The organism is Actinoplanes couchii, from assembly GCF_016862075.1.
In the GTDB taxonomy this organism is placed as follows: Bacteria; Actinomycetota; Actinomycetes; order Mycobacteriales; family Micromonosporaceae; genus Actinoplanes; species Actinoplanes couchii.
Window position 1 is genome coordinate 236,843 of the sequence record NZ_BOMG01000064.1, and the last position, 14,321, is coordinate 251,163.

Sequence of the window (14,321 nt, forward strand, 5' to 3'; positions counted from 1 at the left end):
TCAGTAGGTTCCGGGTCATGACCCACGACTACCTCGTCATCGGAGCCGGGCCCGCCGGCCTGCAGCTCGCCTCCCTGATGGAGCGCGACGGCCATGACTACGTCGTCCTGGAGGCCGGTGACGCGCCGGGCACCTTCTTCACCCGCTATCCCCGGCACCGGACGCTGATCTCGATCAACAAGGTGTTCACCGGCTCCGACGATCCGGAGTTCAACCTGCGTTCGGACTGGAACTCGCTGCTCACCGACGACCCGGCGCTGCTGTTCAAGAACTACAGCCGCAAATATTTCCCCGGCGCCGACGACCTGGTCCGCTATCTGGCCGACTTCGCGCAAGGTCTCAACATCCTTTTCGGTACGCGGGTGGAGCGCGTGTCGTTCGCCGACGGGGTGTTCACCGTGGTGGCCGGCGACCGGTCGTGGCGGGCCCGCCGGGTCGTCGTGGCCACCGGTGTCTCGCAGCTGTACGTGCCGCCGATCGAGGGCGCCGAGCTGTGTGAGCGTTACGACACGGTCAGCGTCGACCCGGCGGATTTCGAGAACCAGCGGGTGCTGATCGTGGGCAAGGGCAACTCGGCGTTCGAGACCGCGGACGCCCTGGTCGAGACGGCCGCGACGATCCACGTGGCCGGGCCGCACTCGATCCGGCTGGCCTGGCAGACGCACTACGTCGGGCACCTGCGGGCGGTGAACAACAACTTCCTCGACACGTACCAGCTGAAGTCCCAGAACGCGGTGCTGGACGGCACCGTCGAACGGATCACCAGGCGCGACGACGGCGGTTTCCGGATCGTGTTCCGGTACGCCCGGACCAGTGAACGCCTGCGCGAGATCGACTACGACCGGATCATCCTGGCCACCGGCTTCCGGTTCGACGCGTCGGTCTTCGACGCCTCGGCCCGGCCCGAACTGGCGATCAACGGCCGGTTCCCGGCACTGTCCCCGGCGTTCGAGTCGGTGAACGTGCCCGGGCTCTACTTCGCCGGCACCCTCTCCCAGCAGCGCGACTTCAAGAAGTCGACGAACGGCTTCATTCACGGCTTCCGGTACGGCGTCCGCGCCCTGTACCGGATCCTGCGCAGCCGCCACCACGACATCCCGTGGCCGTCCACCCCGGTCGACGCCACCCCGGAGGCGATCACCGACGCGATCATCGCCCGGATCAACGTGACGTCCGCGCTGTGGCAGCAGTTCGCCGTACTCGCCGACGTGGTCACGGTGGCCGACGGGCGGGCCGATTACCGGGAGGAGGTTCCGGTCGCCCACCTCGCGCCGGAACCCCTGGCACTGGTGGTCACCCTGGAGTACGGGCCCGGCCACGACCTGGTGGACCCGTTCGACATCACCGTCCCGCGGATCGCCGAGAACGACGCCGCCGGCGCCCACCGGGCCAGCTACCTGCACCCGGTGGTGCGGGCCCACCGCGACGGCGTGGTGGTCGCCGAACACCACCTGGCCGAGAACCTGGAGAACCACTGGAACATCCCGTCGGTGCACCAGGAGCCCCTGCAACAGTTCATCAAGGGGCTGCTCTGACCATGTGGCCCGCTTCAGTGCTGAATCTGCTCGCCTCCGGCGGTGACCGGCCGGTCTTCGAGGACGGCGACCGGGTGGTGACGGCGTCGCGGATGTACGAGCTGATCCAGCGGATCGCGGCCGGTCTGCGGCACCGGGGTTTCGGGCCGGGCCGGGGGCTCGCGCTGCGGCTCGGGGTCGACGCCGAGGCGTTCGCGGCCACGATCGCCGCGTTCGCCGTCGGCACCCGGGTCTGCGGCATCCCGCCCGGTCTCACCCCGGCGCAGCTGGAGCACCTGCTGGCCCGCGACGACGCCGAGCTGATCGACGACACGGCCGTCGCCGGTTTGCTGGACTTCCCGCCGTCTCCGGTCAGCGCGGCCGGGCACCCCACGGACGTCGCGCGGATCATCTACACCAGCGGGAGCACCGGTCAGCCCAAGGGCTGTGCCCAGACGTACGCCGCCATGTCCGCGGCTTGGGCCGCCCACCCGGACCGATGGCCTCCGGTGATCGCCGAACTGGCCACCCGCCTCGACCGGTATCTGGTCTTCGGCTCGCTGAGCAGCCAGGTCATGCTGGAGTACGGCATCCTCGCGCTCACCGCGGGCGGCACCCTGGTCGCCGCCCACCCGCCGGCCTTCCCGGACGCGTTCGTCCGGCACCGGGCCACCGCCAGCGTGATCACGGTCGGCAAGCTGCATCAGCTGGTCCGCTCGCAGCGCGCGGATCCGGTCGACCTGAGCGGGCTGAAAGCCCTGATGGTCTCCGGTTCTCCGTTGACGGCGGGCCGCCTGCGGGAGGCGCTCGACGTGCTCGGCCCGGTCGTGTTCCACGGCTACGGCCAGACCGAGACCGGCATGATCTCGATGACCTTCCCCGGCGAGCGGCTCGACACGGTCGGCCGCCCACCCTCGGTCAACAACCTCAAGATCAACGACGGTGAGCTTTACGTACGCACACCGGCACAGGCCTCCTCGTACTGGCGGGATCCCGAGGAGAGCGTCCGGATCTTCACCGGCGGCTGGATCCGTACCCGCGACCTCGCCCGCCTCGACGACGACGGCTACCTGCACCTGCTCGGCCGGACCAGAGACGTGATCATCGTCCAGGCGACGCTGGTCCACGCCGGCCCGATCGAACACCTGCTCGCCACCGACCCGGCGGTCGCCGAGGCATACGTGATCGCCCGCCCCGACGACGACACGGGCGAGTCGGTGCACGCGTTCGTGGTCCCCACCCCCGGCGAGACCCCGGACCCGGCCCGCCTGCGCGACCTGGTCCGCACGACACTCGGCGCCCCCAGCACCCCCACCACGGTGACGGTGATCGACCAGGTCCCCCTGGCCCCGAGCGGCAAACCACAGAAATCCGCCCTGAAATAGGCCGCGTGTCCACTGCGCCCGATCCTGGCGCGCCAACAGCACGAAATGTTGCCGCGAAACATCGATGGGGTTAATTTGGGAGCGCTCCCACTCCCATCCCCAGGAGAGGATCCATGTCCCGTTCCCGCATTGCAGCAGCCGCCGCCTGCGCCGCCGTGGTGGCGACCAGCGTCCTGATCGTCACCGGGTCCGCCTCGGCCGGCACGATCTCCGGAACCCTCTACCGCGACCCGGACACCGCCGTGGCCCGCTGGCTGTCAGCGAACCCCGGCGACTCCCGGGCCACCGTGATCCGCGACAAGATCGCCAGCCAGCCCGCCACCCGCTGGCTGTCGAACTTCAACATCGCCACCGTCGGCGCCGAGGTCGCCGGCTACGTCACCGCCGCCGAGGCGGCCGGGCAGATCCCCGCCCTGACCGTCTACGGCATCACCAACCGCGACTGCGGCGGCGCCAGCTCCGGCGGTGCCCCCGACCTCACCCAGTACCAGACGTGGATCGGCAACATCGCCCGCAACCTCGGCACCCGCACCGTCGTGCTCAACCTGGAACCCGACTCGATCGCCCTGCTCACCTGCCTGAACAGCAGCGAGATCGCCGCCCGCAACCAGGCACTGCGCACCGCCACGCAGACCCTGAAGGCCGCGAACCCGAACGCCAAGGTCTACCTGGACGGCGGGCACTCCGCCTGGAACAGCGCCGGCGACCAGGCGTCCCGCCTCGTCGCCGCCGGAATCGCGAGCGCGGACGGTTTCTACACCAACGCGTCCAACTTCCAGCCGACCAGCGCGGAGGCGGCGTACGGCCGCTCGATCATCAGCGCCCTCAACGGGCAGGGCGCCACCGGAAAACGACAGGTCATCGACGTCAGCCGCAACGGCGGCGCCAGCGGCGACTGGTGCGGCGACGACAACACCGACCGCCGCATCGGCCAGTACCCGACGGTGAACACCGGCGACGCCAACATCGACGCCTACCTGTGGATCAAACCGCCGGGAGAGGCCGACGGCTGCCGGTACGCGGCCGGGTCGTTCCAGCCGGACCTCGCCTACAGCCTGGCGAGCACCGCACCCAACCCGCCGTCCTCTCCCCCGCCCCCGTCGTCACCGTCCACGTCACCTTCGTCGTCGCCTTCCTCCTCGCCGTCACCGTCGTCACCGGCCGGTTCGTGCGGTGCGACCCTGCGAGCGACGAGCACCTGGAACGGCGGCTACCAGGGCGAGGTCACCGTCCGGGCCGGCACCGTCGCCACCAGCGGATGGACGGTCTCCTGGACCCTCCCGGCCGGCTCCACCATCGCCCAGGCCTGGAACGGCACGCTGACCTCGTCAGGTTCCACAGTCACCGTCCGCAACGTGTCCTGGAATGGCAGCGTGCCCGCAGGCGGCTCCACCACCTTCGGTTTCACCGCCTCCGGCACCCCCGGAACACCGGCCGTCACCTGCACGTCCCCCTGACCGGGCAGCCGGGGATCCCCGCGACTCGGCGGAGATTCCCGGCCTCCCGCCGGTCAGTACCGCATGGTGCCCGACCAGGGATTGGTACTCCCCTGCTGGGTGCGCTGCTTGGCCCGGATCCGGAAGTCGGTGTTGGTGGCGACGTTCGTGGCGACGTTCTTCGCCGTGTAGTCGCCCGCACCCCAGCACGGGGCGTGGCCGTAGTAGTTCCCGGTGCGCACGTTGAACAGCATCAGGCACAGCCCGCCCGGCGGCAGCCGGTCCGGCTTGAACGTGACGGTGGTGCCGTCCACGTCGTGACGAACGGTGCTGTAGAGCACCCAGCTGGTGTCCCCGTCGGTGGTGCCCGCGACGTAGTTGTTCTGGGCGGCCTGCGCGGCGGCGGGAAACGCGACCAACCCGACACCGACGACCAGCGCGGCCAGCGACGCCTTGACTCGTGTGTACATTCCGGCTCCCTGTGAGTGGTTACGAAGTCCGCCGGACGTCCGTCCGAACGGCACCTCCGATGTTCACGACGCGGATGGCCGACACCAATGCGCATCTGTCCCTGACCTGGGGTTACCTGTCGCCGGAAGACAGATAACCCCGAACGGGCTCCCTGGACCAGGATCTCGGTACGGTCGAGATCGTGCAGGACCCGGACGGGCGTGATCCACGTCACGTCGCTGGGTGAAACCGTTGGCTCGGGGCGGTCGTCTTGTCGGACGTGAATCAGGATCCGGATGAGGCGACGCTTGTTCGCCGGACCGCCGCCGGGGATCGGGAGGCGTTCGCCGAGTTGTATCGGCGCACGTCACCGTGGTTGCTCGCCCGGCTGCACCGTCGCTGCGCCGACGACGACGTGGTCGCCGACGTGGTTCAGGAGACGTACCTGACGGTGTGGCGGTCGGCCGGCAGTTTCGCGCCCGAAGGTGTCGACGGCAGTGCCGTCGGCTGGCTCTGGACCATCGCCGCGCACCGGCTGATCGACGCGTTCCGCCGTCGGGCCCGGCAGGCCCAGAAGCCGCCGATCGCCCTGTCGGAGACGGTGGCTCCGGCCGCCGAGGACGAGGTGCTGGCCGGCCGGGTCGGTCACGAGCTGGAGCAGGCGCTGCTCGAACTACCGGCCGAGGCACGTCAGGTGCTGCGGGCGATGGTTCTCGACGGGCTGTCGGTGCGGGAGACCTCGCTGCTGCTGGGGATCCCGGAGAACACGGTGAAGACACGGGCCCGGCGCGCCCGGATCGCGCTGCGGGAGGCACTCTCATGACCACACACCCCAACCCCGAGATCATTGCGCGGTACGCCGACCGGCACACGATCCTGGACGAGGTGACCGCCTGGTCGGTGGAAGCCCACCTGGAGCAGTGTTCCGGCTGCCGGGCCCTGGTCGCCGAGCACCTGCCGGATCCGAGCAACGACCTGCTCGCCCGGATCGGCGCCGACATCGACACCATCGTCGCCACCGAACCCGCCCCAGTGCGCCGGCGGCGGTTCTGGGCGGCGCACCAGCGCTGGTTCGTCTGGCACCTGACCCCCTGGCTGATCATGACGATGGCGGTCCTGGGCTGCGCGGTTCTGCTGCAGACCCTGTTCCCCAGCCTGCCGTCGCTGGTGACTCTGCTGGCCCCGGTCGCGCCGCTGCCGGGGGTGGCCGTGGCGTGGAGCCGCCGGCACGACCCGGCGTGGGAACTGCTCGCCACCACCCCGGCGGCGGGTCTGGGCATGTTGTTACGGCGTACCGCCGCAATTTTGGCAGTTGTCGTGCCCGCACTCGCCCTGGCCAGTGCCGGCAGCGGGGCACCGCTCGCGCTGGCGCTGCTGCCGAGCCTCGGATTCACCACCGCCACGATCGCGCTGGGCACCTTCATCGGCGTCCAGCGGGCCACCTACGTTCTCGGCGGCGCCTGGGCGCTGACCGCACTGCTGCCGGTGCTGTTGACCGCCGACCTTCCCGTCATGCTGCGCCCGGCCAGCTCCCCCGCCTGGGCACTGGGCACCCTGGTCGTGGCCGGTGTCGTCGCCTGGCGATCCCACCACCTCCGCGGGCTGTCCAGCCACTACTGAGATTGCGAGCCGACGATGCGCATCGTGAGCACGAGAGAGACCGCGCCGCCCACCTATCACTGGGCCGTGCACGCCGAGGGACTCCAGGTCCGTGCCGGACGGCGGCACCTGGCCGTCGACGGCCTCGACCTGGCCCTCGGCACCGGCGTACACGGGCTGCTGGGCCCGAACGGCGCCGGCAAGACGACGCTGATGCGGGCCCTCGCCACCGCCGTCTCCCCGGCCGGCGGACGGCTGACGCTGCTGGGTGAGCAGGTCGGCGGCCGCGCCGACCTGCGGACGGTCCGCCGCGAACTGGGCTATCTGCCCCAGCAGTTCGGCTTCTACCCGCGGTTCACGGTCCGCGAGTTCGTGGAGTACATGGCCTGGCTCAAGGAGATGCCCCGCAACCTCGTCCCGGCCGCCATACAGCGGGCCGTGGATCGGGTGGGGTTGACCGCGAAGGCCGATGCGCGGATGAAGACGCTGTCCGGGGGCATGTTGCGCCGGGCCGGCATCGCGCAGGCGATCGTCAACGACCCGGCCGTGCTGCTGCTGGACGAGCCCACCGTCGGTCTCGACCCGGAGCAGCGTCTCGACTTCCGTGAGCTGCTGCGAGACCTCGGCACCGACAGCTGCGTCCTGGTCTCCACCCACCTCGTCGAGGACGTGGTGGCGGCGTGCACCGACGTGGTGATGATGAACGAGGGCCGGGTGGTGTTCCAGGGCACGCCGGGCGACCTGATCGCCCACGGCGGCCACGGTGACGCCGGTGACAGTCCCGCCGAACGTGGTTACTCGGCGCTGCTGCGCCGCAACCGGGCGGAGGCCGGCCGATGACCCGTGTCCTGGGTATCGAACTGCGCCGGTCCGCGGCGATCGGCACCGCACTGATCCTGGCCGTGATCGGCGCCCTGCTGCTCTACTTCGCCGAGCAGATCTACTTCGCGGACGGCTGGATGCAGCTGGCGATGACCATGCGGCTGTACCTGGCCCTGCTGTGGCCGCTGGCGCTGGCGGCCGGAGCCTGGCAGGCCCGCCGGGACCAGCGGGCGAAGGTGGCGGAACTGTTCGCCACCACCCCGCGACCGCAGGCGCAACGGTTCCTGCCGGTGGTCCTCGCGATGACCGCCGCGGTGGTGACCGGTTACCTCGCGATGGGGCTGGCCGGAGCGGCGTGGATCGCGGGCACCGCCACCTACCTGCCGGTCGCGACGTTCGCGGTGCTCGGGGTCGGGCTGCTGGCGCTGGTCGCCGCGGTCTGGCTGGGCCTGGCCGTCGGCCGGCTGATCCCCTCGCCGGTGACCGCGCCGCTGCTGGGCATCGCCGGTCTGGCCACGCTGCTGCTGATCCCCGGCGCGACCCGGCCTAAGGGCTGGCTGGCGCTGCTGCTGTCCCCGATCTACGAGATGAACATGCCCGGCCCGTTCCAGACGTTGCCCGGCGTCGCCAGTGCCGCGCAGGCGCTCTGGCTGGCCGGGCTGGCCGCCGGCGCGCTGCTGTTGCTGGTCGCCGCCGGCTGGCGGTGGCGGGTGACCGCGCTGCTGCCGGTGGCGCTGGGCCTGGCCCTCGGGATCGCGGTCATGCCGCACGAGGACCGGGTCGTCCGCAACGCGGTCGACATGACAGCGAAGGAACTCGTCTGTGCCGACGGGGAACCCCGGGTGTGCCTGAGCCGGATCCACGCCGGACTGCTGCCCGAGGTGACCGGACCGGCCCGGGAGGCGCTGACCATGCTGGCGACGATTCCGGGCGCACCGGACCGCGTCCACGAGGACACCACCACCTTCTCCCCCGACGCCTACCCCGCGGAGACCGCCGATGTCGTGCTGCTCAGCATCACCGTCGGCCCGGACGCCCATGTCGAGAACAGCGCCGACCTGGTGACCGACGTCCTGGTCCGGGCATTGAGCAACCCCTACTCGTGCGAGGGCAGCGGCGGACGGACCGACGCGCTGGCCGCCGCGTTCTGGCTCCGCGACCGCGAACCGGTCCTGAACGGCCCGCACGACCCGACGATGGTCGGCGAGGCGACCGCCATCTGGCAGGGCCTCACCAGCCTGCCCGCCGACGAGGCGACCGCCCGGGTCGCGGCACTGCGCAAGGCCGCGGTCGACTGCACCGCCACCGACGGCACCCTGCTCGGCGAAACCCGATGAGGTTGCTGACCCTCTACCTGCGGTCCCGGTACGTCCTGCCGGCACTCGCCGCCGCCGGTACCGCCACGGTGGGCAGCTGGACGTTGTGGTCGGTGTTCTCCGACGAGCGTGACGTGGGCATACAGATGGTGGTGGTGACCGTGCTGATCCTGGTGGCCGCGCTCACCGCCACCCTGGACGGGCCGGACGACGAACTCGACGGCACCGGCGCCCTGCGCTGGCGGCCGCGACGGGCCGCGTACCTGCTGATGGTCTTGATCGTCGTGGTGGCCCTGATGCTGGTCACCCAGCTGACCGGAACCCGGTTCGGGCCCTCCGCGCTGGTGGTCCGGGACGCCGCCGGGCTGCTGGGGCTGACCGCACTGAGCGCCGTCGTGCTGGGCACCGCCCGCGCCTGGTTCCTGCCGCTGGGCTGGACGTTGGCCGCGGTGCTGTTCCCGCACACCGACACGGTCACCGGCAGGATTCTGACCTGGCAGGCCCAGGCGCCGGGAGACACCGCGGCGGTGAGCACGGCCGCGGTGCTGGCCCTCGGCGGTCTGGTCGCCTACGCCTGGTACGGGTCGGCCCGGCGGGCGCCCGCCGAAGCCGCCCAGCGCTGATCGGGTTTTCGGAACCTCATGTCCGGGGCGCGGCGGCCGATGGTCGCGAGGTGGAGAAGCTGACCGACGTCGACGCCGCCGTTCTGGAGATCGAGGACGGCGAGGTCTGGGACGCGGTCGCGGCGTTCGACAGCGCGGTCCGGCTGGAACGGCAGGCGCGCGCCCTGGGTGACGACCTGCTGGTCCAGCGGGCGCGGCTGTGCCGGGTGACCATGTTGATGCGTACCGGCGATCCGGTTGTCGCGGTCCGGAACATCTGGGGCGTGCACCGGTGGGCGGACCAGCATCGTGAGACCAGGCTGCAGGCCCGGGTGCAGATGGTCTGGTCGGCGCTGCACTATGTGCTGGGTGATGCGGCGAAAAGTCTGGAATGCGCGTTGCGGTCGGTGGAGCTGCTGGACGAGACCGCTACATCGTACATGCGGGTCTGGCATCGGTTGAAGTTGGCGGACGCGCTGGCCGGGCTGGGGTCGATGGAGGCGGCGCGGGTCCGGTACGCGCATGCTGAAGAGCAATGTCATCGGTACGACCGCCCGGACCTGCTGTTGTGGGTGCTGAACAATCACGCGTACATGGAATTCGCCAACGGTGACCTGGAGCGCGCCGAACGTCTGGCGGACCGGCTGCGGGAGGCTGCTGCCGAGCTCAAGCCGGCGCAGCTGGACACGATCGGGCAGATCGAGATCGGGAACGGTCGTTTCGCTCGGGCCGAGCGGACGCTGTTGTTGTGCCTGGAGCGCTGCGGTGACGGGCGGGAGGAGGAGGGGCATTCGCTGGCCGGGTATCTGTTGACGTTGGCGCGGGCCCGGCGTGGTCTGGGTGCCTATGATCGGGCGCAGTCCAGTCTGGACGAGTCGCGGGCGTTGTGTGATCGGCGGGATCTGGGGCACGTTCTGGTGCAGGTGCACGAGGAGCAGGCCGAGTTGTATGCCGCGCGTGGCGAGCATGCGGCGGCGTTCGCGTCGTTCAAGGAGTTCCATCGGGCGTACGTCAGCCGGTACACCGCGGATCAGGAGTCGCAGGCGCGTACCAGGCAGGCGTTGTTCGAGACGGCTGAGGCTCGCGAGGAGGCCCGCCGGGATCCGTTGACCGGGCTGCGGAACCGTCGTTTCGTGGATGAGCGGTTGCCGGCTTTGATCGACGGTGACCCGTCGCTGACGGTGGCGCTGGTGGACGTGGACCATTTCAAGCGCATCAACGACGAGTTGTCCCACGACGTGGGCGACCAGGTGTTGGTGACGTTGTCCCAGCTGCTGGTGGACGGTGTGGCGTCGTCGGTGCCCGACGGTTTCGCGGCCAGGTTGGGCGGCGAGGAGTTCCTGCTGGTGCTGCCTCGGACCCCGCTGCCGGACGCGTTGAGCCTGGTGGACCGCATCCGCGAGACGGTGAGCGCCCACCCGTGGGAGATGCCGTTCCCGGTGACGATCAGTGCCGGCTTGGCGAGCGTGGAGTCAGCCCCCACCCGCACCCAGGCGGCCGTGGTCGCGGTAGCGGATCGCAACTTGTACGCGGCAAAGCGCTCAGGCCGAAACCGGGTAATGTGCGAGACCCTACAGCCGACCGCCTGACGTACGCCCCCGCCGTAGTCGGTTCATGATCGACTTGCTAGTTTATCCAGGCAGGTCCGGGTGGCGGAATGGCAGACGCGCTAGCTTGAGGTGCTAGTGCCCTTTATCGGGCGTGGGGGTTCAAGTCCCCCCTCGGACACCAATTAAAGACACGGGAACTCGCCGGGGTGCAAACCTCGGCGAGAGGTGTTTCTGGGCCAGGGCGGTAGGTCATCCGCAGGCCGATACGGCTGTACAGCTCGGCCTTGTCTCGCGGGTCGGCGTCACGCAGCAGCCGGAACAGATCGTTGAACGCGTCGGCGATGGCGTCGATCTGGTCGGTGCTCATCCGTTGGAGCGGCGCCTCGGTGAGACCCAGCCGTGCCTACGCAGCTTCCTGATTGTCGTGGTCCCGCTGATCCAGTCGGCGATCAGTGCGGGGTAGCCGCCAGCGTCGCGGGTCGCCCGGTAGCGGGTGATCTTAGCGTCCGCGTCGGCGATGGCCTGCCGTAACTTTTCGACCTCTCCGCGGTGTCGTGGGCGGCGAGTACGTCGCGGTACTTACCGTCGCAGATGCCGCAGGCCTGCAAATCACCAGCCTGGTCTTGGTCGCGGCCAAACTGGGGACCGTTCCGAGACCGGGTCCGGTCTCGGAACGGTTTATCGAACTCCGAGGCTTTCTCGAAGTATTGTCAGGGGCGGTTTCCGGCCTTGTCGACCACCGCCCGCTCGATCACCGCCGAGGTGCCGGTCAGCGTGCCGGCTTTGCCGTCTAGGGTGTCGGCGACGAGATAGCTGCGCTGACCCAGGTATTCAAAAGTGGCCGGGTCGAAGATCCACTCGGTGCGTTCGTCGAGGTACGTCATCGCCACTGCCACGCCGGGCCGGCCCAGCGCGTCGACCGACTTCTCGACCATGGTTACCCCGGGGATCTTCGCCGCAGCCCGGAACAGCGCCCCGGTCAAGGCCGGGGACAGCGCCGACTCGTCCACGGTGTCGCCGATGTAGTCGAAGGCAGCGTGATCGCGGGGCTTGTTGGTGTCCTCCTTCGTGGCGGCGTAGACCTGCTCCAGCAGTACGTCCGGGTCGGCGGGCAGTTCCGTCCACTTCCGGTGCGGCTCCGGATCCTGCAGGACGATGTCGAAGCCCCGCTCCCGGATCAGCCCGTCACCGGAACGCAGCGGAACCCAGATCTCCCGGTCGTGCAGCGCCTCCATCACCCGCGGGTCGACACCGGCCATCTGCTGGTCCGGACCGTTCTCCGGGAAGGTGAGGAACCCGACCCGGCTCTTGACGTAGACGAATCCGCTGTCGCCGGACGGTGGCTTCTCCTCGGCGGCGGCGGCGACCCGTTTCAGCAGCACCGTGGCCCCGTCCACGGAGGCACGCTGGACCGGGACGATGATCGGTGCGACGTACGTCTGGCGAATCTCGGTGCCGCCGGCCCACGGGCGGATCGCCACTACGGCTCCGCCGAGCAGCACCGCGGCCATGGCCGCCGCCGTCACCAGGACAATCCGCAGTCGACGGGCCGACGGGCGGGCGCTGATACCGGTCATCAGGGTCCGCTTCAGGTTCCGCTGCCGGTCCGGGGTCAGGTCCCGGGCATCGGCCGGCGGCAACAGTCGCAGAAGGTCTTCGCGGATCATGTCGTCCTGCTCATGCTGCCTGGCGGTCATCGGTCCCTCCCGTGGATCGTCTGGGCGGCGGGAAAACGGCTGTGGGCGGCGGCACCCCGGCTCTTCAGTTCGGCCTCGGCCAAGCTGCGCAACCTGTCCCTGGCCCGGGACAGTCGTGAGCGGACGGTGCCGACCGGGATGCCCAAGGCCTCGGCCGCCGACGCGTAGTCCAGCCCGGCCCAGACGCAGAGGGTGAACACATCCCGATAGGGCTGCCGGAGCCGCGCCAGCGCTGCCTTCGCCGCGGCCAGTTCCTCGCGCTCCTGTATGCGCCCGACCACGTCGTCGGCGAAATCCGGCACCTGCTGGTCCGGGAGCCGGTCCATGACCGCCCGGTGCCGCCGCATCGTCCGCCGCAGGTTGCGCAGCACGTTGGTGGCGATACCCAGCAGCCAGGGCAGCACGCTGTCGCCGTCCGGGCGCAGCCGGTGCCGTACCCGCCAGGCCTCGAAGAAGGTCAGCGAGACGACGTCCTCGGCCACGCTCCAGTCGGCGGACACCCGAATCGCGTGCCGGTAGACCGCGCCGGCGTGTTCCTCGAAGGCCTGCCCGAACGCCGCGACGTCACCGGCGCGGATCCGTGTTCGTAGTGAAGGGTTCACATCAGATTCTGTCCGGAGGCAGCGGAAAGTTCCCAAAATCTTTCTATGACTGGAGGGACTCGAGCAAGGCCCGGCTGACAGGTCATCCGCCCTGGCGAGGAAACACTGCTCACCACTGCAGGGCAAGCTCCAGGGGTCCGCGGACGTTGACGGAGTTGCGGATCGGCACGGTGGTGCCCGGGGGCAGCGACAGGCCCGGGAGGCGGGCCGTCAGGATTTCGAGGGCGATGCGGGCCTGAGCCCGGGCCGGGGCCGCGCCGACGCAGGTGTGGATGCCGGCGCCGAAGGCGAGGTGCCGGGCCGGGCGGCGGGTCACGTCGAAGCGGGCGGGGTCGGGATAGCGGTCCTCGTCGTGGCCGGCGGAGGCGAAGAGCAGCATGAGGTCGGCACCGGCGGGAATGTCGACGCCGGCGAGCACGGCGTCGCTGGTGGCGTGGCGGAACATCGCGGGGATCGGCGCTTCGTAGCGCAGCGTCTCCTCGACGGCCTGCGGGATCAGTGACGGGTCGCGGAGCAGCAGCTCCCACTGCGCGGGGTGGGCGGTCAGCAGGCGCAGGGCGCTGCCGATCAGGTCGGCGGTGGTGATGTGGCTCGCGCCGAACGTGCTGCACAGCGACGTGACCACCTCGGACTCCTGGTCGTACGACAGATTTTCCCCAGGAGCGACCCCGGGACCGAAGGCCGCGGTGACGTCGCTGATCAGGTCGCCCGCCGGGGCCGCGTGGCGACGGCGCACGTACTCGGCGACCAGGTTCTTGAAGACGACGACGGTCTCGCCGACCAGGAGCTCCTGCTCGACCGTGAAGTCGATGCTGCCCAGGGAGAACTGGGCCTCGCTGCCTTCCTTGACCACCGGGATGTCGTCGGGGGCGAAGCCGAACAGGGCGGCGGCGGTCTGGACCGGCAGCGGCGCGGAGAAGCGGGCGACCAGGTCGGCACTGCCGTCGTCGATGAACGAGTCCACGAGTGCTTCGGCGCGCGTACGGATGGCTGGTTCGAGGTTTTTGAGCCGGCCGGTCGTCGTGAGGTGCTTGGCGTAGGGCTGGCGGAGGCGGCGGTGCGCGGGGTCGTCGGTGGTGACGGCGTCGGGGGTCTGCGGGTAGCTGCGGGACAGCACCGCGATCGTCGACGGGTAGGGGGCCTTGATGCCGCGCAGGCTGTTGACCGACGAGAAGACGGCCGGGTTCTTGAGGACCGCGTCGATCTCGGCGAAGCGGGTGAGGACGTAGGCGTCCAGGCGCGGCGAGTAGAAGACCGGCTCTTTGCGCCGGGCCTCGGCGTGGAAGGGGAACGGGTCCTCGGCATGGGCTCCGAGCGGGTCGTAGCTCTCGGCGAGTGCGCTGGTCAT

At 70.2% G+C, this 14,321-nt stretch carries 14 protein-coding genes and 1 tRNA gene; 10 read left to right on the plus strand and 5 right to left on the minus strand.

Translation table 11 applies throughout. The annotated features are described in order from the left end of the window. The first annotated feature begins 17 nt into the window (after window positions 1-17). From Aco03nite_RS26870 to Aco03nite_RS26880, 3 genes are all read left to right on the plus strand, one after another. Entirely contained in the window at window positions 18-1,535 is a 1,518-nt protein-coding gene (locus tag Aco03nite_RS26870; protein WP_203799097.1) for an NAD(P)-binding domain-containing protein, read from the plus strand. 2 nt (window positions 1,536-1,537) lie between these two features. Beyond that, window positions 1,538-2,899, plus strand: coding sequence for a class I adenylate-forming enzyme family protein (locus Aco03nite_RS26875; RefSeq protein WP_203799098.1), 1,362 nt, complete (start codon window positions 1,538-1,540; stop codon window positions 2,897-2,899). A 113-nt stretch (window positions 2,900-3,012) separates the two neighbouring features. Further along, on the plus strand, window positions 3,013-4,356 hold the full coding sequence (locus tag Aco03nite_RS26880; protein WP_203799099.1) for a glycoside hydrolase family 6 protein: 1,344 nt from the start codon (window positions 3,013-3,015) through the stop codon (window positions 4,354-4,356). Between the two features lie 53 nt (window positions 4,357-4,409). On the opposite strand, the gene Aco03nite_RS26885 is transcribed toward Aco03nite_RS26880, so the two are convergent. Further along, window positions 4,410-4,805: a hypothetical protein gene (locus Aco03nite_RS26885; RefSeq protein WP_203799100.1), complete on the minus strand. Its 396-nt coding sequence runs from the start codon at window positions 4,803-4,805 to the stop codon at window positions 4,410-4,412. A 260-nt stretch (window positions 4,806-5,065) separates the two neighbouring features. Between Aco03nite_RS26885 and Aco03nite_RS26890 the strand changes: the two genes are divergently transcribed. The 7 genes from Aco03nite_RS26890 (at window position 5,066) to Aco03nite_RS26920 (ending at window position 10,855) form a co-directional block, all read left to right on the plus strand. Next, complete coding sequence (locus Aco03nite_RS26890) at window positions 5,066-5,608, plus strand: RNA polymerase sigma factor (RefSeq protein ID WP_203799101.1); 543 nt, start codon at window positions 5,066-5,068, stop codon at window positions 5,606-5,608. Continuing rightward, a complete protein-coding gene (locus Aco03nite_RS26895; protein WP_203799103.1) occupies window positions 5,605-6,405 on the plus strand; it encodes a cupin domain-containing protein in 801 nt (266 codons plus the stop codon). The genes Aco03nite_RS26890 and Aco03nite_RS26895 overlap by 4 nt, the downstream gene beginning before the upstream one ends. Before the next feature lie 15 nt (window positions 6,406-6,420). Next, on the plus strand, window positions 6,421-7,224 hold the full coding sequence (locus Aco03nite_RS26900; RefSeq protein WP_203799106.1) for an ABC transporter ATP-binding protein: 804 nt from the start codon (window positions 6,421-6,423) through the stop codon (window positions 7,222-7,224). Next, on the plus strand, window positions 7,221-8,543 hold the full coding sequence (locus Aco03nite_RS26905) for a hypothetical protein (protein ID WP_203799109.1): 1,323 nt from the start codon (window positions 7,221-7,223) through the stop codon (window positions 8,541-8,543). The genes Aco03nite_RS26900 and Aco03nite_RS26905 overlap by 4 nt, the downstream gene beginning before the upstream one ends. Continuing rightward, entirely contained in the window at window positions 8,540-9,145 is a 606-nt protein-coding gene (locus tag Aco03nite_RS26910) for a hypothetical protein (protein WP_203799112.1), read from the plus strand. The genes Aco03nite_RS26905 and Aco03nite_RS26910 overlap by 4 nt, the downstream gene beginning before the upstream one ends. 50 nt (window positions 9,146-9,195) lie before the next feature. Further along, the gene (locus Aco03nite_RS26915) at window positions 9,196-10,713 is read left to right on the plus strand and encodes a GGDEF domain-containing protein (protein WP_203799127.1); all 1,518 of its coding nucleotides are present in this window, start codon (window positions 9,196-9,198) and stop codon (window positions 10,711-10,713) included. A 54-nt stretch (window positions 10,714-10,767) separates the two neighbouring features. After that, window positions 10,768-10,855: transfer RNA gene (locus Aco03nite_RS26920), tRNA-Leu, on the plus strand. On the opposite strand, the gene Aco03nite_RS26925 is transcribed toward Aco03nite_RS26920, so the two are convergent. The 4 genes from Aco03nite_RS26925 to Aco03nite_RS26940 form a co-directional block, all read right to left on the minus strand. Then, on the minus strand, window positions 10,817-11,041 hold the full coding sequence (locus Aco03nite_RS26925) for a hypothetical protein (RefSeq protein WP_203799131.1): 225 nt from the start codon (window positions 11,039-11,041) through the stop codon (window positions 10,817-10,819). The two genes, Aco03nite_RS26920 and Aco03nite_RS26925, sit on opposite strands and share 39 nt — an antisense overlap. A 343-nt stretch (window positions 11,042-11,384) precedes the next feature. Then, window positions 11,385-12,371: a CU044_5270 family protein gene (locus Aco03nite_RS26930; RefSeq protein ID WP_203799134.1), complete on the minus strand. Its 987-nt coding sequence runs from the start codon at window positions 12,369-12,371 to the stop codon at window positions 11,385-11,387. After that, window positions 12,368-12,973, minus strand: a complete 606-nt coding sequence (locus Aco03nite_RS26935; RefSeq protein ID WP_203799136.1) for an RNA polymerase sigma factor — start codon at window positions 12,971-12,973, stop codon at window positions 12,368-12,370. The genes Aco03nite_RS26930 and Aco03nite_RS26935 overlap by 4 nt, the downstream gene beginning before the upstream one ends. Before the next feature lie 109 nt (window positions 12,974-13,082). Further along, the gene (locus Aco03nite_RS26940) at window positions 13,083-14,321 is read right to left on the minus strand and encodes a cytochrome P450 (protein ID WP_203799138.1); all 1,239 of its coding nucleotides are present in this window, start codon (window positions 14,319-14,321) and stop codon (window positions 13,083-13,085) included.